Annotated in this window: 20 protein-coding genes; 2 read left to right on the forward strand and 18 right to left on the reverse strand. The window is 39.4% G+C overall.

Going from position 1 to position 21,985, the window contains the following annotated elements:
• Positions 1-199 precede the first annotated feature (199 nt).
• From AC3G2T_RS12145 to AC3G2T_RS12175, 7 genes are all read right to left on the reverse strand, one after another.
• Complete coding sequence (locus AC3G2T_RS12145) at positions 200-607, reverse strand: SMI1/KNR4 family protein (RefSeq protein ID WP_488435609.1); 408 nt, start codon at positions 605-607, stop codon at positions 200-202.
• 1 nt (position 608) lies between these two features.
• Positions 609-1,364, reverse strand: coding sequence for a hypothetical protein (locus AC3G2T_RS12150; RefSeq protein ID WP_488435770.1), 756 nt, complete (start codon positions 1,362-1,364; stop codon positions 609-611).
• 4 nt (positions 1,365-1,368) lie between these two features.
• A complete protein-coding gene (locus tag AC3G2T_RS12155) occupies positions 1,369-1,647 on the reverse strand; it encodes a type II toxin-antitoxin system RelE/ParE family toxin (RefSeq protein ID WP_488435610.1) in 279 nt (92 codons plus the stop codon).
• A complete protein-coding gene (locus AC3G2T_RS12160) occupies positions 1,647-1,895 on the reverse strand; it encodes a hypothetical protein (RefSeq protein ID WP_474686393.1) in 249 nt (82 codons plus the stop codon). Before AC3G2T_RS12160 ends, AC3G2T_RS12155 begins: the two co-directional genes overlap by 1 nt.
• 44 nt (positions 1,896-1,939) lie before the next feature.
• The gene (locus AC3G2T_RS12165; RefSeq protein WP_488435611.1) at positions 1,940-3,178 is read right to left on the reverse strand and encodes an IS110 family RNA-guided transposase; all 1,239 of its coding nucleotides are present in this window, start codon (positions 3,176-3,178) and stop codon (positions 1,940-1,942) included.
• A 266-nt stretch (positions 3,179-3,444) separates the two neighbouring features.
• Positions 3,445-3,699 (reverse strand): hypothetical protein, encoded by a 255-nt coding sequence (locus tag AC3G2T_RS12170; protein WP_488435612.1) that lies wholly within the window; start codon positions 3,697-3,699, stop codon positions 3,445-3,447.
• Positions 3,700-3,713: 14 nt separating this feature from the next.
• Positions 3,714-4,490: a recombinase family protein gene (locus tag AC3G2T_RS12175; RefSeq protein ID WP_488435613.1), complete on the reverse strand. Its 777-nt coding sequence runs from the start codon at positions 4,488-4,490 to the stop codon at positions 3,714-3,716.
• A gap of 161 nt (positions 4,491-4,651) precedes the next feature.
• On the opposite strand from AC3G2T_RS12175, the gene AC3G2T_RS12180 reads away from it, so the two are divergent.
• Positions 4,652-4,858: a helix-turn-helix domain-containing protein gene (locus AC3G2T_RS12180; RefSeq protein WP_488435614.1), complete on the forward strand. Its 207-nt coding sequence runs from the start codon at positions 4,652-4,654 to the stop codon at positions 4,856-4,858.
• A 362-nt stretch (positions 4,859-5,220) separates the two neighbouring features.
• Here AC3G2T_RS12180 and AC3G2T_RS12185 read toward each other — a convergent pair whose 3' ends face one another.
• The 7 genes from AC3G2T_RS12185 to AC3G2T_RS12215 all read right to left on the reverse strand — a co-directional run bounded on the left by AC3G2T_RS12185 (position 5,221) and on the right by AC3G2T_RS12215 (position 11,597).
• Entirely contained in the window at positions 5,221-6,135 is a 915-nt protein-coding gene (locus AC3G2T_RS12185; RefSeq protein WP_488435615.1) for a hypothetical protein, read from the reverse strand.
• 316 nt (positions 6,136-6,451) lie between these two features.
• Positions 6,452-7,432: a phage lytic cycle repressor MrpR family protein gene (locus AC3G2T_RS12190; RefSeq protein WP_488435616.1), complete on the reverse strand. Its 981-nt coding sequence runs from the start codon at positions 7,430-7,432 to the stop codon at positions 6,452-6,454.
• A gap of 426 nt (positions 7,433-7,858) precedes the next feature.
• Complete coding sequence (locus AC3G2T_RS12195; protein ID WP_488435617.1) at positions 7,859-8,299, reverse strand: hypothetical protein; 441 nt, start codon at positions 8,297-8,299, stop codon at positions 7,859-7,861.
• Positions 8,300-8,902, reverse strand: coding sequence for a colicin D domain-containing protein (locus AC3G2T_RS12200; RefSeq protein ID WP_488435618.1), 603 nt, complete (start codon positions 8,900-8,902; stop codon positions 8,300-8,302).
• 141 nt (positions 8,903-9,043) lie between these two features.
• Positions 9,044-10,285 carry an IS110 family RNA-guided transposase gene (locus AC3G2T_RS12205; RefSeq protein WP_488435619.1) on the reverse strand — a complete coding sequence of 414 codons (1,242 nt, stop codon included), beginning with the start codon at positions 10,283-10,285 and terminating at the stop codon, positions 9,044-9,046.
• Between the two features lie 266 nt (positions 10,286-10,551).
• A complete protein-coding gene (locus AC3G2T_RS12210) occupies positions 10,552-10,806 on the reverse strand; it encodes a hypothetical protein (RefSeq protein WP_488435620.1) in 255 nt (84 codons plus the stop codon).
• Between the two features lie 14 nt (positions 10,807-10,820).
• The gene (locus AC3G2T_RS12215) at positions 10,821-11,597 is read right to left on the reverse strand and encodes a recombinase family protein (protein WP_488435621.1); all 777 of its coding nucleotides are present in this window, start codon (positions 11,595-11,597) and stop codon (positions 10,821-10,823) included.
• A gap of 148 nt (positions 11,598-11,745) precedes the next feature.
• Between AC3G2T_RS12215 and AC3G2T_RS12220 the strand changes: the two genes are divergently transcribed.
• Positions 11,746-11,964, forward strand: coding sequence for a helix-turn-helix domain-containing protein (locus AC3G2T_RS12220; protein ID WP_488435622.1), 219 nt, complete (start codon positions 11,746-11,748; stop codon positions 11,962-11,964).
• Between the two features lie 301 nt (positions 11,965-12,265).
• On the opposite strand, the gene AC3G2T_RS12225 is transcribed toward AC3G2T_RS12220, so the two are convergent.
• From AC3G2T_RS12225 to AC3G2T_RS12240, 4 genes are all read right to left on the reverse strand, one after another.
• Positions 12,266-13,180 (reverse strand): hypothetical protein, encoded by a 915-nt coding sequence (locus AC3G2T_RS12225; RefSeq protein WP_488435623.1) that lies wholly within the window; start codon positions 13,178-13,180, stop codon positions 12,266-12,268.
• 304 nt (positions 13,181-13,484) lie between these two features.
• Positions 13,485-14,465, reverse strand: a complete 981-nt coding sequence (locus tag AC3G2T_RS12230) for a phage lytic cycle repressor MrpR family protein (protein WP_488435624.1) — start codon at positions 14,463-14,465, stop codon at positions 13,485-13,487.
• A gap of 313 nt (positions 14,466-14,778) precedes the next feature.
• Positions 14,779-15,372, reverse strand: a complete 594-nt coding sequence (locus tag AC3G2T_RS12235; protein ID WP_488435771.1) for a hypothetical protein — start codon at positions 15,370-15,372, stop codon at positions 14,779-14,781.
• A complete protein-coding gene (locus tag AC3G2T_RS12240) occupies positions 15,338-21,931 on the reverse strand; it encodes a S8 family serine peptidase (RefSeq protein WP_488435625.1) in 6,594 nt (2,197 codons plus the stop codon). The genes AC3G2T_RS12235 and AC3G2T_RS12240 overlap by 35 nt, the downstream gene beginning before the upstream one ends.
• Positions 21,932-21,985: the final 54 nt, after the last annotated feature.

Below are 21,985 nucleotides of genomic sequence, written 5' to 3' on the forward strand. Positions count from 1 at the left end.
CACCCTCATTCTCGACTAATCGATTAGCCTTTCAGTGATATAAAGATATCATAAGGCTAATTGATTAGTCAATAGTGCTAAGATATATTTTTGAAAATCTTGCCACTCATACATCCTAAGCACTTTTTTGCTGTGTTAGCGATGTCGCGGCAGATAAAAATGAAAACCTTGCGAGGATTAGTCGCAAGGCGGCAAAATATTATGCTACATATTCTATTTTTTCTATAAACTCTTCAAATGTATCTGCTAGAGGAAATGTCGCGTAATCAATACTTTCAAATGCTCGCTCATAGCACCATAGTATAACTTTCGGAGGTGCTTTTCGATCAACAAAGTATAGACAAATGTAATCGTCATATCCAGCGTTTACAATAGGGATACAACCCTCCTTCATCAAGTTTCTAAACTCAGTATACACTTGAAAAATGCTCTCCTCTTTTTCAGAGTCAAATTCTAATACCTTTACTATTGAAATAGAACCGATTGCATTGTTTAGTACAGGCTTACGACCACTACAAACTTCTTTGGCGATATAATTCATTTTTTCACTAAAAAAGTTTGGAAGTTTTACATTTAAAGATTTTTCAAGCTCTTCAATGTTTGTCATATTATTTGCCTCCATAAAAAGGAAACTGCGAATCTCTGTTTGTCTTCGGTGGCGTTTTTTCAAGATTTATAAAGACTCTATGAGATCCAGTGGGGGTATCTGGTGTACTTATATTAAATGGATACTCCTTCTTATAGATCATCATACTATGGTCTTCATTATAGGTTATTGCGTCTGGGTGTAATAAAGTATCTTCTCTAAGTTTAGTAACGTCTATATCTTTTCCAAATTGTGTAGCCTTAGCGGTTGATTGAACATTGGGATCATACATGTGTTTTTCAGAATGAGTAGTAAAGAAATCTGAGGCATTCATACCCCCATCTTCTTTATAAAATTGCTTTGGAATGGAATTGGCAAGTTCAGACGCACTCTTATTAACGATTGAGGCCTCTTTACTAAAGAACTTTCCTTCTGTGCTCATCGCAAGGTAAACAGCCCCTTCACCGAGAGCTTGCCAATCCTTAGAATTAAGTTCATCATCGGTTAATGCATCATAGTTTTCTGGCCCTACAACGCCTTCTCTAACAAACATTTTCATACCAATGACAAAATATTGCCAATTGGTGAGGTTTGCACTTCCACCTTCACCAGCTGATCCCTCATTCATATGTCCAGTAGGATCAACATGGGTCAACGGATTATTATGCACATACGTATACAAATTCAAACTCAGAGGATTATTAATCTGCCCCTCATACGTATCTTGGAATATAAAGCTTGAATGTCCAATAGTTAAGGCGGGATTGCTCCCGCCCATAAATTCAGTCTGTATGCTGGTGTTGGTGTCTTAATGCTTCAATATAACAAATACATTTGTCTTCCGAAAACGAATAATACACTTTGTATTTATCGACCAAAATCCTGTACGTTCCTAGCCAAGATGGCTCATTTGCTGGAATAGCCTCCAATAACACAGCTATCTTTTGCTCAATCTTACGAACCAATTCAACTTGATAACGCTTCGTTTCTTCTTGGGTAAAATGGATGCTTTGGATTTGCTTTAAACTCTTCCTTGCCGAAAGTGTCCATTTTATGTTCATTATAACTGCCCTTTTTCAATTGCCTCTATAATGTCCTCAGTAGAATATACCTCACCGTTAGCGATATCCTGTTTCGCTTGCATAATGAGAGCTTTCAGTTCCTCATCGCTCTCAATGTCCTCTTGGACAATATTTTTCAACGGTTTAACCAAATAATGTTTGCCTTCAATATCTACAATCGTATTCTCATTATCGTCAATCCACGCCTTAAATAATTCTGCATGATTACCTTCAAGCTTTTTCAGCATTGTGGGAGTTCCCCCCTTGGAATGGTTCTTATTTCAATATTATATCACCCTGTATACAGTTTCGATACAGGCACGATATATTCCGTCTTATTCTTCATCATCTTATACACGATATTGACCAACTTTCGCATGATACAAACAATGGCCTGCCCTTTCGTCTTGCCTTCCGCCTGCTTCTTGTTATAGTACTCCAGAAAGATCGGATTTCGTGGCTCTTGATGTCTTCTGGACAACGCCAATTGACGGCACGCCAGTTGAAAGAATAACTCATGCAAGGTGCGATTGCCCTGTCTCGTCTTCGCATGCTTGACTTTGCCCCCAGAACCGATATCGACAGGGGCTATTCCTGCGAACCGTGCAAGCTGATTGGCGGAGGCAAAGCGGTGAATATCGCCTATTTCAGCCACTAGATTTGCTGCGCTAACTAAATCAATCCCTGTCATGCTCTCCAGCTTAAAACCTAATTCCTTCATCAATGGCTTGATTTGGCTCTCTACCTGCGCGATTTCCTTCTTGTGGAATCGAATTTCCTTCACTAAACTTTTAACGATGAAATCACGCTTGTCTTGAAAATCATTATCCTGCTGTCCATCGCTTTGAATCAGGGACATTATTTGTTCTGCTTTCTTCGTAGAACACGCGTAATTGCTCAGTTTCCGCAAGAAATGGGTTAGCTCATCCAATTCAACGCCCTGCAAATGCCTAGGCGAAGGGAAACGGTGAAAGAAGCCCAATGCCGTCTTGCCATCCAATTCAGAGAAAAATTTGCGGTATGTAGGGTAATGGTGCTGTAGCTGAGAATGAAGTTTTTTGATGGAAAATGCCTGTCCCTTCATACTCGCATTCCGCCTAGACACCAATTGTTTGATCGCCCAATAATGGTCAATAGGGTTGGCAACAGGCAAGCGGTCAAATTCCTCCATGAGTACAGTTGCGATACATTGCGCATCCCATGAATCCGACTTCTTAACCGTGTTTTGACTCTTACGCTTGGCACTCGAAAGCTTGCTGCTGACTTCCTTGACTATGTATTGCTTTTTCTTGAGAAATACGGTTAGCGTTCTTCCGTAGTTCGTTGTATCCTCCAGCCCAAATATGATCTTGGTAAACTCCGTTTTAGTTCGCTGTTTTTCAATAACCTTGAGCAATTTCGGAAAATCCGATGGCTTGTTTGCAAACGTAACCTCAAACAGCTTCTCACGGTAAAAGTTCATACCTACAGCGGTATGCTGATGCTTGTGCGGGTCTATCCCCACATATAAACACTCAATTCGTTCTTTCATCCTATCCATCCTTTATATGTAAAATAATTGCATTTGAGTGATTGATAAAGGGCAGTTCGCAACTTCCGATTTCGAGCGTTAACCGTAGCGATTCGCAAAGATACAAGAGCAATACCACCCTTTAGCAATCACTCAACAAGGATTCGGTTGTCAAAGAACAGGGTGGAAGGTTGGATTCGCAACTTGGAAACAAGCGTTCACCATGTTCCTTACATGATGCGCAATGATACTACAGCAATATGCCAACCCTCACATGATTCTTTCAGCTACCTACTGGCTTTCATGTCAGAAGCCAAGAAGGCTTTTTCCATTCGCAAATGAAGCAGTTCCAAACGCACATTTGCTTCAATCTGATGGATAGCAAGCAATACTTCTTCCATCAACAGTTTTTCAACATATTCTCCGTACTGAAAAATGTGGTCATGCATCGCCAACGTACACATTTCAGCGGTTCTCAGTTGCTTGGAATAGGTGTCTTCTTGCTGCACTAATTGACGATACTTTTCAACCAAAGCCTCCATCCTATGACCGCCTTTCATATAATGGCTTGGTGCCTGCCAACCGCTTGAACATTGGCATAACGGTACATGCCGCTATAGAAATCTTTGCGGTCAAGAATACGTTTGACTTGGACTTTGGTAAAGGAGCTTCCTTGCTGGGTGGTTAAGTTTTCAAGATTCAGTTGACTTGCAATTTCAGACAAACTCCATGTCGGGTATAATTCCTTTAATTCAAATACACGTTGCACAACAGCAGCTTGTCTCTCGTCAATCTCAATGACTTTAGAGCCTTTCTTCGCCGTATAGCCAAATGTTGCCCGTCCTCCTGCATAACCGCCTTCTTTGGCTTTCTTATTGCATCCTTTGCCCAGTTTCATAGCAATTTCTAAGCGTTGGTATGCATCTAACAATTCCATCAAGCCGTTAATCAAGAAGTCCGAAGGGTCTTTCTTATAGATGCTGTATGTCGGCTGCTCAATGGAATTTACATCGACGTTATGTTTCTTAAACTCCCGATGAACCAACACTTTAACAATATCGCTCCGCCATAAGCGATTCGTGTTCAAAACGACTACAGCATGAACGGATTGAGTAGCGATAAGGGAAAGCATGTCTTGGAAACCCTGACGATCAACCTCCAAAGTATCCTCATCTACTTTTGCTCCGCTGATACCTTCATCGCTGAATACGTGCAGTAAATTCCAGCCTTGCTGCTGACAATAGGATTCAATTTCTTCTTGCTGATAAGATAAGCTGTAACCATCCTTGGCTTGTCCTGCTGTTGACACTCGAATATAGCCGATGACATTCATTGAAATTGCCCTCCGTTACAGAAATTGAGATTTATGTTACGATATAACGTTATTTAGTAATAACACAATTATAATTCCGCTATTTCGTAATGTCAACATTGCGTTATTGCACCATAAATTAATTTGCTCTATCATTAACTGTTAGAAGGAGGGCTTGGTAGATGCACCTGATTATTAAATTAAGTGACATTCTTAAGCAACGCGGTATGACACAAAAGCAACTTTCAGAGCTTACTGGAATTAGACCAGCAGCCATTAGTGAAATATGCAACAATCAGAGAACTTCAATTAATCGGGAACACCTTGAAAAAATTGCCGAATGCCTTGAGATACAAGATGCCAGTGAAATCTTCCATTTTGAAAAGTAACGCGTGCAGCATGCGAAATACTAACAATTATTTGTTAGGAACTGAATCGCTCCAATTCCAACACCGATGAATGTAAGCATCAGATACGCAATATATAGCCATTTTCAAGCCTTCAATCGGTGTAAAATACCCCCGACTATCATTAGAAAATAAAATTATTATTTTAATGGTCATACAATCGTAGAAATCGCATGTTTACTCGTGTTTACTGTTGATTCCAAACGTTTACTTATGTTTACTTGCAATTCATATGTAATTCAAGCTAAGTCGAAAAAACCTTATAAACATTGACTTTATGGTCATTTTCGATGAAATCAAAATCGCAATCGTATCGCTAACAAAACGGTGTATGTAGATGACTTCTAACTCAATTTTGAATAGTCTATGTACAGCGGCTTTAACTGAGTCTCGCTTGGGAATTGCAATTTCCTTACCTGACTCTTTTTGCTTGCGTATGTAGATTTCGCATAAATTTGCTTTAATTCTGTTTCACTAAACTGAGCGTGAAGAACCTTAAATCCAAGCATGCGTTCAATTTGATTAATTTGATGCGAGTGGGATTGCAGCCAGCTAATCGTAAGACCTTCTAAAGTTTCGGGCAATTTGATATGTTTCAAAGTCCCCTTCGTCGTATGTTCGAAAAATTCTTTGGTCAGCAGGTCTATAGCCCGTCTTTTCAATGAATATTCCTTCATCTCTTTACAGCTTGGACTGATTTCCATTCGGAGCAATCCTTGAGCTTGATCGATGATTTCCCGCGGTGTTTTACGTATGATACATTCCTTTTGTTTGTTGTAGAATGTAACGCGTCTGCTTTTGTTTTTATGTGTTACAGTTTCCATATAGCCATCCATATGCGGCTTCATGAAGCGAAGTTGAATCCCGTTTAACAGCTTCACATATTCAGATACTTGTTCATGGACTTGGAAATTCCAGCATACGTCAATTCGTGTTACATACCAGTCCTCCGTTCTAACGTGAATGTCAAACAATTCGTGTAACCTTTGATGCAACCTTTGGAAGAAAAGGGGAATATCGCTTTCTTTCAGGAGGCGTACATTGTTACCGTAAAGAAACTTGGGGATAGAAATTTGAATTTTGAGCAGTTGAATATGTTCTTTGTACTCGATGTACGGCAGATGTGCGTCATGAATAATGTATGTGGATTTATGCAGACCTGTATCATGATCATAGTAAGTTATCGGTTTATTTTCGTATGTAGAGAGTAACTGACGGTCAATAGGGATATTCGTTTTTAAAGTTATGGTATCGAACAATGGCATCCTCCTAGAGTTTGATAGATTCTAAAAAATGAGAGAAGATTCGGCATGTTATAAGAACTCTCAATACGCATCACCCCTTTCAATGTTTTTACTGTACTTGACGCGGGATACGTTATATCGCCTCAATTAAATTAACTTATTTTATTTTTAAATTTAACATATTTTACGTTTAACCATAAAAGAAACCTTCGGCAAATCACCCTAACATCTCCTTTTACTTTTCCCTTGCTGGTAAGTTTATCCTAACAAATTGTGCATGTACAAGTCAAGATATTTTTAACTTTTTTTATTTTATTGTCTTGAAGAAGAATCAAATAGAGTACATCTCCTTCATCTTCTCTTCATTCAAAAATTCATGCCGGAGTCGGAATAGAGTTTGATTTTCTCCAGCTTTTCCAGCAATGCCGAATTGTTTCAAAATACGAGGATAGGCTTTTTTCGTAATCTCGCCTTCCTGTAAATAAAACTTGTGCAGCATAGCCAGCATGCCCGAATAAGCAATGTTTCGTGGGATGAAGTCCATCTCACCAATGTCTTCCGCAAGCATGGCAATTCTCCGATGAACCGTGTGCTTATCCGCTCGATCCATATTTTTAGTTTGCGTAATCGCGGGTCTTACAACATAATCGCTTTCAGTTAATTGCGCTGTAGGAGCCTTACTATTGACGGCTTTACCGTTTTTCTTTTCATAATAAGTTTCATGGAGTGCCTTGTCACATAAGCGGATACAACTTTCTGAAACGGTCACGATTCTAGGCTCGTTTCCAGCATCGTCGACTACATGTAACTGACTATTCTCCGTATCGATATCGTCCTTGGTAAGATTTAATATTTCGCTGTATTGTTTCCCGTATACACCGTTGAAAATCAGAGAGACAATAACCGCATCCTGTGCATTAACACATCGATTCGTAATTGAAACAATTTCATCCTCAGTCCAAAGCGTTTTGTTACGTCGAAGGATAAATTGTTCTTTCCATTGTGTGGAAACTCCATCAAGTGGATTGCTTTCTTTCCAGTATCCCATGGCAATTGACCACCGTATATACAAATCAATCCACCGTACATTGTTCTTAGACGAATGCTCGGTAGTTGGCATAAGCAGAGAGAAATAATGGATAAGCTGCTTCTCATTGAACGAGTATAAGTCCTGGTTGAGTGTATATTCGATTGAAGCTGCTACCTTAAACAAACGATGTATGACTTTCTGACTACCTTCATTGTACTGGATCATGAATTTTCGTTTTATTTCTTCATTGAACATTCGATCTTCATAGATGACATTTGCCATGAACATCAACTCTTTTAACATATTTTATTTTTATAATACCATGTATCATCATTTTTGCAAAATATTCATCCGCATAGGTCAGTTCCTTAAATCCTGACGAGCAAAAACGAATCTCTGACATTGTGGAGTTAATTCGGTGGAGTTGATGAACAACGCAACGTAGGATTCAAAGAAGGAAAGTTGTGAGTTCAGTAGAAAATGCACATGTCTAGTTTTATTTTACTTTGCTGTGCCGTACTTTTCGTTGCTAGCGATGCCGCGGCAGACAAAAAGAAACCACCAAGCGGTGGTTAGTCGCAAGGCGGTTGAGATTATATTAATAAGTTGTCAGGTAATCGTCCATTTCTTTACCTTCGAGTGTACATAATTTAATGTAGTCCTTTTCTATACCAGTCAAAAATGTACTGTTCTGCTTTTTGTTGCTCGTCAGTAATACACACCAAAACTTACATACGTTAGATTAACATAAGCATTACAAATTTGAGAGGAGTAATATGGCTGCATATTGGGTATAGTTCGCTCGGTAACAAATAATCCAAATTCTTTTATATCCTCATTGTCCTGCTCGTATTTTATTACTGCCGCATCAGTGTCATCATTTCCTGCAATAAAATCGATTTGCAGCGATATTGTTTTCATAATTTCTTCATAAGCATAAATCAATTTGTCTATATCATCGTATATCTTTTCTCTCGAAAAGACCACGTCAAACAAATCAATATCTACCTCACGATATTTTCTGTCATCATAATAGTATTTATAAATTTCATATTTGTTGTTAAATTGGCTTAGAAGAATATCAGTAGCTTTAGAAATATCGCTATCTGACATTTCTTCTGTCGTCATCATGGATGTTACTAGTCTCATTTATCTAACCACTCCTGTCTCTATTAAGTATTTGAATTGCTCATCACTTAATTTAAACGCAGTATTAAATGTATTATCCGAATTGATAAAAGCCCATTGTTGAGTAGATGGATTGTAAACATGAGTACCTTGATTACCATAATAAGTGCCGCTTTTTTGAGTCCCAGTCTCAATTAAATTCTTTACATCATTTTTGAATAATTCAACACTTGCATTTTTACCATCAGGATAGTCACCAAAATCCGCTCTATGCTTTCCAAAAGCTTTATCTATTGACTTTTGATTGAAAACTACATCATCGGCATTTTGTATTATCTTATTAGCAGCATTACCCGCACCCTTGTTAACGATAGATGCCTCTTTACTAAAGAACTTCCCTTCTGTGCTCATCGAAAGGTAAACAGCCCCTTCACCGAGAGCTTGCCAATCCTTAGAATTAAGTTCATCATCGGTTAATGCATCATAGTTTTCTGGCCCTACAACGCCTTCTCTAACAAACATTTTCAGACCAATGACAAAATATTGCCAATTGGTGAGGTCTGCACTTCCACCTTCACCAGCTGATCCCTCGATCATATGTCCAGTAGGATCAACATGGGTCAACGGGTTATTATGCACATAGGTATAAAGGTTCAAACTCAGCGGGTTATTTATCTGCCCCTCGTTCGTATCTTGGTCAATAAACCGCTCTATTCAAAACAAAAACGATGCAACCAGAAGATTGCACCGCTGATCTATCCAATATTATACAGCTTCTTCTTTTCTAGGAACAATCAAAACATATTCCGTCTTGTTCTTCATCATCTTATACACAATATTGACCAGCTTTCGCATGATACAAACGATGGCCTGCCCTTTCGTCTTGCCTTCTGCCTGTTTCTTGTTATAATACTCCAGAAAGATCGGATTCCGCGGCTCTTGATGTCTTCTGGACAACGCCAATTGACGGCACGCCAGTTGAAAGAACAACTCATGCAAAGCGCGATTGCCCTGTCTCGTCTTCGCATGCTTGACTTTGCCTCCAGAACCGATATCGACAGGGGCTATTCCTGCGAACCGCGCAAGCTGATTGGCGGAAGCAAAGCGGTGAATATCGCCTATTTCAGCCACTAGATTTGCTGCACTGACTAAATCAATCCCCGTCATACTCTCCAGCTTAAAACCTAATTCCTTCATCAACGGCTTGATTTCGCTCTCTACCTGCGCGATTTCCTTCTTGTGGAATCGAATTTCCTTCACTAAACTCTTCACAATAAAATCACGCTTGTCCTGAAAATCATTCTCCTGCTGTCCATCGCTTTGAATCAGGGACATAATCTTTTCTGCTTTCTTCGTAGAACACGCGTAATTGCTCAACTTCCGCAAAAAATGGGTTAGCTCATCCAATTCAATGCCCTGCAAGTGCCTTGGCGAAGGGAAACGATGAAAGAAGCCCAATGCCGTCTTGCCATCCAATTCAGAGAAAAATTTGCGGTATGTAGGGTAATGGTGCTGTAACTGAGAATGAAGCTTTTTGATGGAAAATGCCTGTCCCTTCATACTCGCATTCCGCCTAGATACCAATTGCTTGATCGCCCAGTAATGGTCAATTGGATTCGCAACAGGTAAACGATCCAAGTCCTCCATCAGCACAGTAGCGATGCATTGTGCATCCCATGAATCTGACTTCTTAACCGTGTTATAACTCTTACGCTTGGCACTCGATAGCTTGCTGCTGACTTCTTTGACTATGTATTGCTTTTTCTTGAGGAACACGGTCAACGTTCTTCCATAGTTTGTTGTGTCCTCCAGACCAAATATGATCTTGGTAAACTCCGTTTTAGTTCGCTGTTTTTCAATGACCTTTAGCAATTTCGGAAAATCCGCTGGCTTGTTTGCAAACGTAACCTCAAACAGCTTCTCACGGTAAAAGTTCATACCTACAGCGGTATGCTGATGCTTGTGCGGGTCTATCCCCACATATAAATACTCAATTCGTTCCTTCATCCCATCCATCCTTTATATGTAAAATAATTGCATTTGAGTGATTGATAAAGGGCGGTTCGCAACTTCCGATTTCGAGCGTTAACCGTAGCGATTCGCAAAGATACAAGAGCAATACCACCCTTTAGCAATCACTCAACAAGGATTCTATTGTCAAAGAACAGGGTGGAAGGTTGGATTCGCAACTTGGAAACAAGCGTTCACCATGTTCCTTTCATGATGCGCAATGATACTACAGCAATATGCCAACCCTCACATGATTCTTTCAGCTACCTACTGGCTTTCATGTCAGAAGCCAAAAAGGCTTTTTCCATTCGCAAATGAAGCAGTTCCAAACGCACATTGGCTTCAATCTGATGAATAGCAAGCAATACTTCTTCTATCAACAGTTTTTCAACATATTCTCCATACTGAAAAATGTGGTCATACATCGCCAATGTGCACATTTCAGCGGTTCTCAGTTGCTTGGAATAGGTGTCTTCTTGCTGCACTAATTGACGATACTTTTCAACCAAAGCCTCCATCCTATGACCGCCTTTCATATAATGGCTTGATGCTTGCCAACCGCTTGAACATTGGCATAACGGTACATGCCGCTATAGAAATCTTTGCGGTCAAGAATACGTTTGACTTGGACTTTGGTAAAGGAACTTCCTTGCCGGGTGGTTAAGTTTTCAAAATTCAGTTGACTTGCAATTTCAGACAAACTCCATGTCGGGTTTAATTCCTTTAATTCAAATACACGTTGCACAACAGCGGCTTGTCTCTCGTCAATCTCAATGACTTTAGAGCCTTTCTTTGCCGTATAGCCAAATGTTGCTCGTCCTCCTGCATAACCGCCTTCCTTGGCTTTCTTGTTACGTCCTTTGCCCAGTTTCATAGCAATTTCTAAACGTTGGTAAGCATCTAACAATTCCATCAAGCCGTTAATCAGGAAGTCCGAAGGGTCTTTCTTATAAATGCTGTAGGTTGGCTGCTCAATGGATTTTACATCGACGTTATGTTTCTTAAACTCCCGATGAACCAACACTTTAACAATATCGCTGCGCCATAGACGGTTCGTGTTCAAAACGACTACAGCATGAACGGATTGAGTAGCGATAAGGGACAGCATGTCTTGGAAACCCTGACGATCAACCTCCAAAGTATCCTCATCTACTTTTGCGCCGCTAATTCCTTCATCACTGAATACGTGCAGTAAATTCCAACCTTGCTGCTGGCAATAGGATTCAATTTCTTCTTGCTGATAAGATAAACTGTAACCATCTCTGGCTTGTCCTGCTGTTGACACTCGAATATAGCCGATGACATTCATTGAAATTGCCCTCCGTTACAGAAATTTTGATTATTGTCACGCTTAAGAGGTTCATATATGTATTATATACCCTTTAAGAGTGACAATCAATGAATTTTTTCCTGCAACATGGTATAATCTCAATAAATATCTGTTCGGGAGACCGTGTATGAAAATTAAAATTCGACTAAAAGAAATACTTGCTGAACGTGGCATGTCACAAAGACAATTAGCTCGTCAAATGGGTTTACGTCCAAGCACAATTAATCACCTATGTTCTGACAACGTAGATAGAGTTTATATTCGTACACTCGAACACATTTGCGAAGCATTGAATATTAGCATTCATGAATTAATCGAAGAAGAAATCGAATCGTCCAATTCCTAACACCGATGAATGTAAGCATCAGATACACAATATACAGCCATTTTCAAGCCTTCAAGCGATGTAAATTACCCCCGACTGTCATTAGAAAATAAAATTATTATTTTAATGGTCATACAATCGTGGAAATCGTTTGTTTACTCATGTTAACTGATGTTTTCAATCGTTTACTTATGTTTACTCACATTTCATATGTAATTCAAGCTAAGTCGAAAAAACCTTATAAACATTGGCTTTATGCTCATTTCAAACGAAATTGAAATCGCAATCGTATCGCTAACAAAACGGTGTATGTAGGTGACTTCTAACTTAATTTTGAATAGTCTATGTACAATGGTTCCAACTGAGTCTGGCTTGGGAACTGCAATTTCCCTGCCTGACTTTTTTTGCTTGCATATGTAGAAGCCCGATAAATTTGTTTTAGCTCGGTTTCACTGAACTGAGCATGAAGAACTTTGAACCCAAGTATGCGCTCAATTTGATTAATTTGATGCGAGTGGGATTGCAGCCAGCTAATCGTGAGACCTTCTAAATTTTCGGGTAATTTGATATGCTTCAGAGTCTGCTTCGTCGTATGCTGGAAAAATTCTTTGGTCAGCAGGTCTATAGCCCATCTTTTCGATGAATATTCCTTCATCTCCTTATAGCTTGGACTGATTTCCATTCGGAGCAATCCATATGCTTGATCGATGATTTCCCGCGGCGTTTTACGAATGATACATTCCTTTTGTTTATTATAGAATGTAACGCGTCTGCTTTCGTTTTTATGAGTTACAGTTTCCATATAGCCATCCATATGCGGCTTCATGAAGCGAAGTTGAATCCCGTTTAACTGCTTCACATATTCAGATACTTGCTCATGGACTTGAAAATTCCAACATACGTCAATTCGTGTTAAATACCAGTCCTCCGTTCTAACGTGAATGTTAAACAATTCGTGTAACCGTTGATGCAACCTTTGGAAGAAAAGGGGAATATCGCTTTCTTTCAGGAGGCGTACATTGTTACCGTATAGAAACTTGGGGATGGAAATTTGAATTTTGAGCAGTTGAATATGTTCTTTGTATTCGATGTACGGCAGGTATGTGTCATGAATGATGTATGTAGATTTATGTAGACCTGTATCATGATCATAGTAAGTTATCGGTTTATTTTCGTATTCTTGAAGTAAATCATGGTTAATATGAATATGAGTTTTCAAAGTTATGGTATCGAACAATGGCATCCTCCTAGAGTTTGATAGATTCTAAAAAATGAGAGAAGATTCGGCATGTTATAAGAACAATCAAGAGCATCATTCCTTTCAATGTTTTTACTGTACTTGACGTGGGATACATTGTAAATTAACTTATTTTATTTTTAAATTTAACATATTTTACGTTTAATCATAAGAGTAACCTTCGAATAGTCTCCCTAACATCTTTTCTTACTCCCCCTTGCTGGTAAGTTTATCCTAACAAATTGTGCGTGTACAAGTCAAGATATTTTTTTAACTTTTTTTATTTTATTGTCTTGAAGAAGAATTAAATAGGGTACATCTCCTTCATCTTCTCTTCATTCAGAAATTCATGCCGGAGTCGGAATAGAGTTTGATTTTCTCCAGCTTTTCCAGCTATGCCGAATTGCTTCAAAATAGGAGGATAGGCTTTTTTCGTAATCGCGCCTTCCTGTAAATAAAACTTGTGCAGCATAGCCAGCATGCCCGAATAAGCAATATTTCGCGGGATGAAGTCCATCTCACCGATGTCTTCCGCAAGCATGGCAATTCTCCGATGAACCGTGTGCTTATCCGCTCGATCCATATTTTTGGTTTGCGTAATCGCGGGTCTTACAACATAATCACTTTCAGCTAATTGCGCTGTAGGAGCCTTACTATTGACGGCTTTACCGTTTTTCTTTTCGTAATAAGTTTCATGGAGTGCCTTGTCACATAAGCGAATACAACTTTCTGAAACGGTCACGATTCTTGATTCGTTTCCAGCGTCGTCTACCACATGTAACTGACTATTCTCCGTATCGATATCGTCCTTGGTAAGATTTAATATTTCACTGTATTGTTTCCCGTATACACCGTTGAAAATCAGAGAGACAATGACCGCATCCTGTGCATTGACACATCGATTCATAATTGAAACAATTTCATCCTCAGTCCAAAGCGTTTTGTTACGTCGAAGGATAAATTGTTCTTTCCATTCTGTGGAAACTCCATCAAGTGGATTGCTTTCTTGCCAGTATCCCATGGCAATTGACCACCGTATATACAAATCAATCCACCGGACGTTGTTCTTAGACGAATGCTCAGTACTTGGCATAAGCAGAGAGAAATAATGGATAAGCTGCTTCTCATTGAACGAGTATATGTCCTGATTGAGTGAATATTCGATTGAAGCTGCTACCTTAAACAAACGATGTATGACTTTCTGACTACCCTCGTTATACTGGATCATGAATTGTCGTTTTATTTCTTCATTGAACATTCGATCTTCATAGATGACATTTGCCATGAACATCAACTCTTTTAACATATTTTATTTTTATAATACCATGTATTATTATATTTGCAAAATATTCATCTGCATAGGTCTTGTTCCCTTAAATTCTGACGAGCAAAAACGAATCTCTGTCATTGCGGAGTTAATTCGGTGGAGTTGATGAACAACGCAACGTAGGATTCCAACAGAAAGGAAGTTGTGAGTTAAGTGGAAAATGCACATGTATAGTTTAATTTTGCTTTGCTGTACCGTACTTTTCGTTGTTTGATGCCGCGGTAGAAAAAGAAAACCTTGCGAGGGTTAGTCGCAAGGGCGGGGATATCAATTAGTCATTGCACAACTCTAAAATATCAACGAACACTGCATCTTTTAGTGTTAATCTCCTGTTTACAGGATCAATTTCCTCCAGCTGTCCCCATTCATAAACAGTATCATATGCATCGTATTCGAGACTTAATTTAATATATCCAAATTGTTGAAGTATCTTATTCACTTTTGCCTCAACTTCTATAAACTCAAATGTGTCAGCTGAGCCAACCAAACCTAAAAACCCTTGCAAAGAGTCATGCTTTATTCGATGATAAAGCAAATATTGATATACAGGAACAATTTTAGAAATTGTTAGTTGCATCTCTTGTGATAATATAAATCCTCCTTCCCCATGCTTTTCCTGTAATTTCATGTACACGTGAGCAGATGGATTAAATCCGTCTTGTATTTTTATTTCTGTAACTTCTTGAATATTAAATATGTCCTTAGGCAGTTCAATAGATTGTCTGCTGGTTTCAATGTACCACTGGTCGAGTTCCCTCTTAAGGTACAATTTTTCCAGAAGCTCTTTAAATTGGGGGTATTCCTGTATAAACCTTATACCGTGAGTCATATTAGCCTCCCCATTTTCTACTCTTAATAGGCTCACCCGTCTGTTCACCAGTGACTGGGTCATACTCACCTAAATGATTTTTTTGTTTCTTATCCCATTTCTCTAGGCGACCATGTTGACTATCCCATTGGTAATAATTCTTTCCATCAAACCAAGTTTTTCTACCGTTTATCGTTCCTCTAGAAGTCATACCTTGGTCTTTCATCCAATCTGTTTCCTCGGACAGTATCTTATATGTGGAATTATCACCTTGTTTTATTTTATCAAAATCTGTGTAACATTTTCCAGTATTATGAACCCAAATACCAAGGTCGCTGACGAAGTAGGTATGGAAATCGTCAACCGTCATGTTATAAACCGTGACACGCTTCTGTATCAGTTCAATGCTATCTATCTTGAGTGTATTTCCGTTACTCTGAACAAGTGTGTCACCGACTTTAAGGTCTTTTACAAACACCCATCCTTTACCTTCCACCCAGAACGGATGATTAAAGGTTGATTCAATGGTTTGATCGCCAACATGAATTTTATAAATCTCATTTGCTTCATGGTTAAACGTTGCTGTGACCTCTTTAAACGCTACCTCGCCAGTCGTTTCATCCTTAGAGAGAACCTTATCTCCGACCTCAACGTCTTCGATATTTTTCTCCCCTTCGTTTGTTTGAACCTTCGTTCCTGCCACAAAACAGTTACACCCTGAGCTAGACGTTCCTTTTGAACCTTTCCCACTAAGATTCTTTGAATTTGCTAATAATAACTCAAGATGATTAGCAAGATACTTCATAGGTATTAAGCTTGCTACAGCCTCAGTTGCATCCGTTCCATTCTTACAGTTACACATTTCATTTGTAAAACCTGTGATGTCACTTTCATACCAATCAAGATAATAATCCCACGCAACCTCATTATCACTAGTAGTTCTAAAAATACCATCTGAATCTTTATAATACAGGTTTGGTGTTGGATTTGTAGCATCACAAATTTCATCACCTGACATACAATGCCCTGATGGGTCCGTATGCGTTAATGGATTATTCTGAACATAGGTATAGAGGTTCAACGATAATGGGTTATTGACTTGCCCCTCATAGCTATCTTCACTCAGGAACCGTCCCATGTTCGGGTCGTACCAACGTGCCCTCAAATACTGTAAACCAGTCGAGCTATCCCACATTTCACCACTGTAGCGGAAAGGTTGCGGCACCGTTTCTTGCGTCGTTAGCGGATTGCCCCACATATCATACGTATATGAATTTAATGTATTTCCCGAGCTATCCGTGAGGCCTACAACATCTCCGTGGCCATTTGACAGGTAATATTGTTTATTTCCATTTGCATCTGCTCGGGCAACTAATCCATTACCTCGAATGTATCTGGCTTTTAATGCAGTATTTCCGTTATTCACCATTCCCTCGGCGATCATATTCGCGCCATCGTAATAATAACGCGTTGTCTGTCCGTTTTCTGTACGCTCGTAAAGCAACCCATCTCCATTATAGCGGTAGGATACGTTTTTACCATCGTCAGTTGCAACTTGAGTCAGGCGGTTGCGGTCATCATATGTGTAGCTCGCTCCATTTAGATTCATCGTACCGTTCATTTGAAGGGTTTGACGGTTGCCGCGGGTATCATACGTATACTGCTCGTTAAACTGGGTGGACGTAGAAATTCGGTTCAATTTATCATATGTGAACGAATTCGAAATGCCGTTGTCGGTCTTACTTGTCTGGTTAAAATTATCATCATAATCATAACTGTACGAACCCAAAATCGTACTACCCGATTTTTTTTGAGTTAAACTCATCAAATTACTGCCGTCGTAATTATACGTCCAACTGGTACCATTTCTTTGCTCCACTGTCGCGAGCAAGTCATTTTTCTTGTACGTATAGGTCGCATCCCAGTTATTTTTGACTGGCCCAACACCTTGCAGCCTGTTACGAACATCATAGCCATATGCCGTATTGTTGCCAAACGGATCGATCATTTGGGTTCGATTGCCCTGATCATCATATTGGTACGATGTTGTTTTTCCATCCGGATAGGTGAGTGTGCTCAGGCGCTTGGTTACAGGATTAAAATCATACTTTGTGATTCCTGTTCCATCTTGCATCGTCAAACGTCTGCCAGCAGCATCATAGCTGTATGAAATCGTTTCATTGCCGGAAACGCTATTTTTCAAGAAATTGCGAGTGTTGTATTCATAGGTTTGAACTTGTCCTTTACGATCTACGTACTTACTCAAGTTGCTATTTGCATCGTAGTAGTATTTTTCAATTAGTCCCGCGGGATCGGTCTTCTTAATGAGTCTGCCCATTTCGTCGTACTGTTTTTGTAGTTTGTTTCCATCTGCATATTGGACTTGAGTCAATTTATTCGCAAGGTTATACGCATAGGAAGTAGTCTGAGACAACGCATCCGTTACAGATGTTAATCTGCCTAACACATCGTATGTGTATGTCGTTGTATAGCCCTTGCCGTCCGTGCTCGTAAGCACATTGCCCACATAATCATATGTGTAATCTGCAAGCTTAGTCTCTTTTGTTTTCAACCATTCTTTCTTTGTCAGGCGATTCAATAGATCATACGTTTCCTTGGTCTGATTACCCTCCGCATCTTTAACCGTCTTGGTAAAGTTGATATCGTCGTAGGACACTGTTGCGGAAAAACCGTCAAGATAGTCCGTTTGTTTCAGTCGATCCCATGAATCATACTGGTAATTGGTAGTATGACCAAGGGCATCCTTGCTCCATGTCATCCGCCCGTAAGTATCGTAACCAAAAGTCGTAAAGCCGCTCCCGCTGATTCCTTCAGAGATTTTCCTGCCAAGCGGGTTCCATTGTGTGATAGTAGTGAGCCCTGTCTGATCTGTTGACGTAATTTTGTTATTCACATCGTCATACGCGAGTGTCACAGTGCTATTATCCAGGAATGTCGCTTTCGTCACTCGATCCAGAAGGTCATACTTATACTTCGTGACATATTGTTTGCCATCCGTATACTGAGTCAATCTACCCGTTGTCGTATCATAGATCATGCTTTGCTCAATATTTGATTTATTCCCATCTACATCTGTCACTTGTATTGATTGTTTAGTCAAGAATGCACCGTTATTCGGTGGGTTTACATCATATGATTTTGTTACAGACGTCGTGCTTTGATTGTCTGTAGCCGTCACTTTGGTTTGATTACCGAATTGATCGTAGTCATAATTGATTTTCAGGGCAAATGAACCATTCGGATCATCGTTGTCTTTGACTGTAAGCGTTGTAACGCTGCCCTTGTCGTTTCTTTGATACGTAACGTATTGAGTGAGAGTAGCACTTTGTTTTTTAATTTCTTTGCTTAAATAAGATTCTAGATTATTTGGTTTTACATACACATACGTGTTTGTTACGTTATTCGCGTCTGTTTCAGAAGTTACTTGCCCATGATTGTTATATGTTTTTGTGACCGTTATAGGCACCGAAGTTTGTCCTAAGCTAATATTCGTATACTGGCCTTTAATTTTTGACGGATATGGAAAGTTACTAGTTGCACTGGTTGCATACTCATAATCTGTACTTTTCTTCAAATTACCCGCTACTTCGGTTACATTAGTATTAAAATAATCGTTTTCATCGGAACTGGGGTAGCAAGTTGTATACATAATATCAGCGCAGCCCTCAGTCCCTTGTTTTTTTTCATAATTAATAAAATGATTCTTGTATGCATAAGTAATGATTTTGGAACCTATGGTCACGTCAGTTTTAATGATTTGATCATTATTGTTCTCACTGTTCGAGAAGCTTGCCATACTTCCCGTATACGCATAGTTGATTTGATTATAAGCTTGTCCGTCTCCGATCTGATCTTGACGAGATGCATTTCGATACTCTTGGGTGTACGCATATGTTCCACCATATCTGGAAACTGGGGCGCTTTCGTATGAAAAAATAGATTTTGCTCCTGTTGGATACTGAACGGAACTTAACAAAACATGTCCAACAGATTCTGCGTCACCTGATCTTGTACTTGTAAAGTTAAAGGATGTTAGATTCTCCCCAGATACGTAGCCATATTGAGTTACTCCTTGAGCATTTTCAACAGACGACAGGTAATCAATTTTCGTATTAAGCCATGGTTTATCCACAAATGTAACGTCTCGTTGTACTTTATTATACACAACTTTTTTATTACCTTGTGTGAGAATGATTTGATTCGAATAATAGGCAATGTCAATGGTATTTCCAACAGCGTCCTTGATTTTACTTAACACGGTTCCATAAGTAGGGTCTACTGTGTAATGGAACTCTACACGATTACCATACTTGTCAACGATAGCTATTAAGCGTCCTTTCAAAACATCATACTTATCAAAATAATAGCTGATACCCGATGTTTTACTGACAAGCTTAAAGTAAGAGCTTATCCCATTTACGTTAATATCGTTTACGTTACATGTAAAATAATAATCATCTACAAAGTGATCTTTAAACTCAGGGCAGGAAGTATAGTAAAATAGGGCTGCTGTACTGCCATCGGGAAGATTAATGGATTTAGAATCAATATAAGGAATATCCCACTTCCACCCCCCACCAATCGGAAACAATTCGTTTTCAATCGACTTCTTATTAGCAATATTCCTAAAACTACTCCAAGGATATACAAAAAATTGATCGTAGTTTATTTGCGGATCTTCCGCTACGCCGGTAACCGTTCTAGTATAAGTGCCAGATGTACTTGTAGCAACCCAATTTGAGTACGAAATATCTTTTCCTTTATTCGCCGCTACCCATTCGCTGGACTTATTGTAATCATCTAGTGTATACTGCGTAGCACTCACAGTAGATTGGTATAGCTTGGGGGAATTACTTATGATATTGCCATTTACCATGGTTTGTGTATAGGTATACGCATTATATTTAAACCTGAAGGCACCTGGCTGCACGATTTGGATGTCCATTTTGAAAAAACCGGAATTTTGGCTATTATAAGTTCTTGATAAAGTAAAAGATAACCCGTTTCTCCCAGGCAAAGTAAGATCGTTCTCTCTTACTGTAAGGGCGCCGGATAAAGGTGAAACTTCGCCCGCAGTTTTACTGAATGGTGCTTGATCAGGTTTAAGATTGACATTATTAAACGACCCATAATCAATTGATGAAAGAAAATTAGGAGCACTTGCGATTTTCGCATTACCTTCAACGGCCATCAAACTTTGAGGATGGACTGTTTTTAATATTTCGTCTATATCACCATGAGATTGTTGCCAAAAGCCAAGTGCGGATTCAATCTCATTTATTGAGTATCCCTGCATTATTTTTTCTTGAATGACCGAATTAGAAACGTTATATTTCTTACTTAACTCAAATATTCTCTGTTCGATATAAACCGAATCATAAACAGACTGAGTGCCAGTTCCACCATACACATGATCTGTTACCGAAGATGTGCCGCTTGCAGCAGGTATGCCAAACACCCCAGCAGCGTTGACAAGTCCGCGGCCGTATTTCGTTGAATCGCCAAGAGGTTGCGCACTGTTATCCAAAGCTTGACGAATCTCTTGATTCTTGTAGTTTGCATTGCGTCCTTTCATAAGCGCCGCGACACCTGCAACTTGCGGAACCGCCATCGATGTACCGCTCATTGTGATGTAATTGCTTCCCGTTAGTGGCAAACCTTGAATATTTACTCCAGGAGCAACAAGCTCAACCTCATTACCTGTGTTGGAAAACGATGCAAGCTGATTACTGCTATCTACAGCTCCCACACCGATTACAGAATTGAATTTCGCCGGATAAGAGACTTTGGTTGCCCCGTCATTTCCAGTTGCGGCAATAAGAAGAATGCCGTTGTTATAGGCCAGTTGCATAGCTTCCTCAAGTGCGACGGAATAGTCGGTTCCAGCAAAGCTCATCGCCACGATATCCATGTGATTATCAATGGCCCATTCAATCCCTTGGATTACTTGGCTATATGTTCCGTTACCATTTGAATCTAGGACTTTCACATTATATAAGCTTACATGAGGAGCGACTCCCACAAGTCCGCGATCATCTTTTAAAGCCGCTAAGATTCCAGCTACAAAAGTACCGTGACCATTGTTATCGTTTAATGAAGCGTCATTCATAACAAAAGAAACGCCACCTGCCACATTTAGCTCAGGTGATTGTGCATTAATGCCTGTGTCAAAAACAGCCACCTTTACACCGTCACCATAGATCGCCTGATTATGGACTTCAGGAACATGGATTTGGTATATGTTTTGCGTTACTGTATCGCCTGTTTTACTAACAATGCTATCTTTTTCAATATAGGCTACATTCGGGTCCTTTTTTAACTCTGCAACTTCGCTAGTTGATAGCGTTGTAGAAATATGAGAAGGAAGATGCTTAAATCTCTTATCTTTTTTTTCAGACAGCAAGCTTCGCTTGGTTCTTTTGCCAAGAGCCTGCTTCCCTTTTTCCGCATCTTTGAACTTGATGATATAAGCTCCCTCAGGGAAACTATTGCTTGATTCTTGCGCCGCGGCATCTTGTGCCATTGCAAATGTAGGTAAGATCAGTGTCAATAATAGGGTAATACTTAGCAAAAGCGGTAGAAATCTTTTTTTCATGATGACCTCCAGATTCTATTGAATTCCAAGAAAAACACCGGTACCTCTGTTGAA

The organism is Paenibacillus sp. sgz302191 (assembly GCF_057749925.1).

Bases quoted from the DNA above. Each gene is read 5' to 3' on its own strand.
- AC3G2T_RS12150 (WP_488435770.1), bottom strand. From the start codon at position 1,364: ATGGGCGGGAGCAATCCCGCCTTAACTATTGGACATTCAAGCTTTATA.
- AC3G2T_RS12205 (WP_488435619.1), bottom strand. From the start codon at position 10,285: ATGAAGGAACGAATTGAGTATTTATATGTGGGGATAGACCCGCACAAG.
- AC3G2T_RS12145 (WP_488435609.1), bottom strand. From the start codon at position 607: ATGACAAACATTGAAGAGCTTGAAAAATCTTTAAATGTAAAACTTCCA.
- AC3G2T_RS12155 (WP_488435610.1), bottom strand. From the start codon at position 1,647: ATGAACATAAAATGGACACTTTCGGCAAGGAAGAGTTTAAAGCAAATC.
- AC3G2T_RS12160 (WP_474686393.1), bottom strand. From the start codon at position 1,895: ATGCTGAAAAAGCTTGAAGGTAATCATGCAGAATTATTTAAGGCGTGG.
- AC3G2T_RS12175 (WP_488435613.1), bottom strand. From the start codon at position 4,490: ATGAATGTCATCGGCTATATTCGAGTGTCAACAGCAGGACAAGCCAAG.
- AC3G2T_RS12230 (WP_488435624.1), bottom strand. From the start codon at position 14,465: ATGGCAAATGTCATCTATGAAGATCGAATGTTCAATGAAGAAATAAAA.
- AC3G2T_RS12180 (WP_488435614.1), top strand. From the start codon at position 4,652: ATGCACCTGATTATTAAATTAAGTGACATTCTTAAGCAACGCGGTATG.
- AC3G2T_RS12170 (WP_488435612.1), bottom strand. From the start codon at position 3,699: ATGGAGGCTTTGGTTGAAAAGTATCGTCAATTAGTGCAGCAAGAAGAC.
- AC3G2T_RS12165 (WP_488435611.1), bottom strand. From the start codon at position 3,178: ATGAAAGAACGAATTGAGTGTTTATATGTGGGGATAGACCCGCACAAG.
- AC3G2T_RS12195 (WP_488435617.1), bottom strand. From the start codon at position 8,299: ATGAGACTAGTAACATCCATGATGACGACAGAAGAAATGTCAGATAGC.
- AC3G2T_RS12215 (WP_488435621.1), bottom strand. From the start codon at position 11,597: ATGAATGTCATCGGCTATATTCGAGTGTCAACAGCAGGACAAGCCAGA.
- AC3G2T_RS12210 (WP_488435620.1), bottom strand. From the start codon at position 10,806: ATGGAGGCTTTGGTTGAAAAGTATCGTCAATTAGTGCAGCAAGAAGAC.
- AC3G2T_RS12190 (WP_488435616.1), bottom strand. From the start codon at position 7,432: ATGGCAAATGTCATCTATGAAGATCGAATGTTCAATGAAGAAATAAAA.
- AC3G2T_RS12220 (WP_488435622.1), top strand. From the start codon at position 11,746: ATGAAAATTAAAATTCGACTAAAAGAAATACTTGCTGAACGTGGCATG.
- AC3G2T_RS12240 (WP_488435625.1), bottom strand. From the start codon at position 21,931: ATGAAAAAAAGATTTCTACCGCTTTTGCTAAGTATTACCCTATTATTG.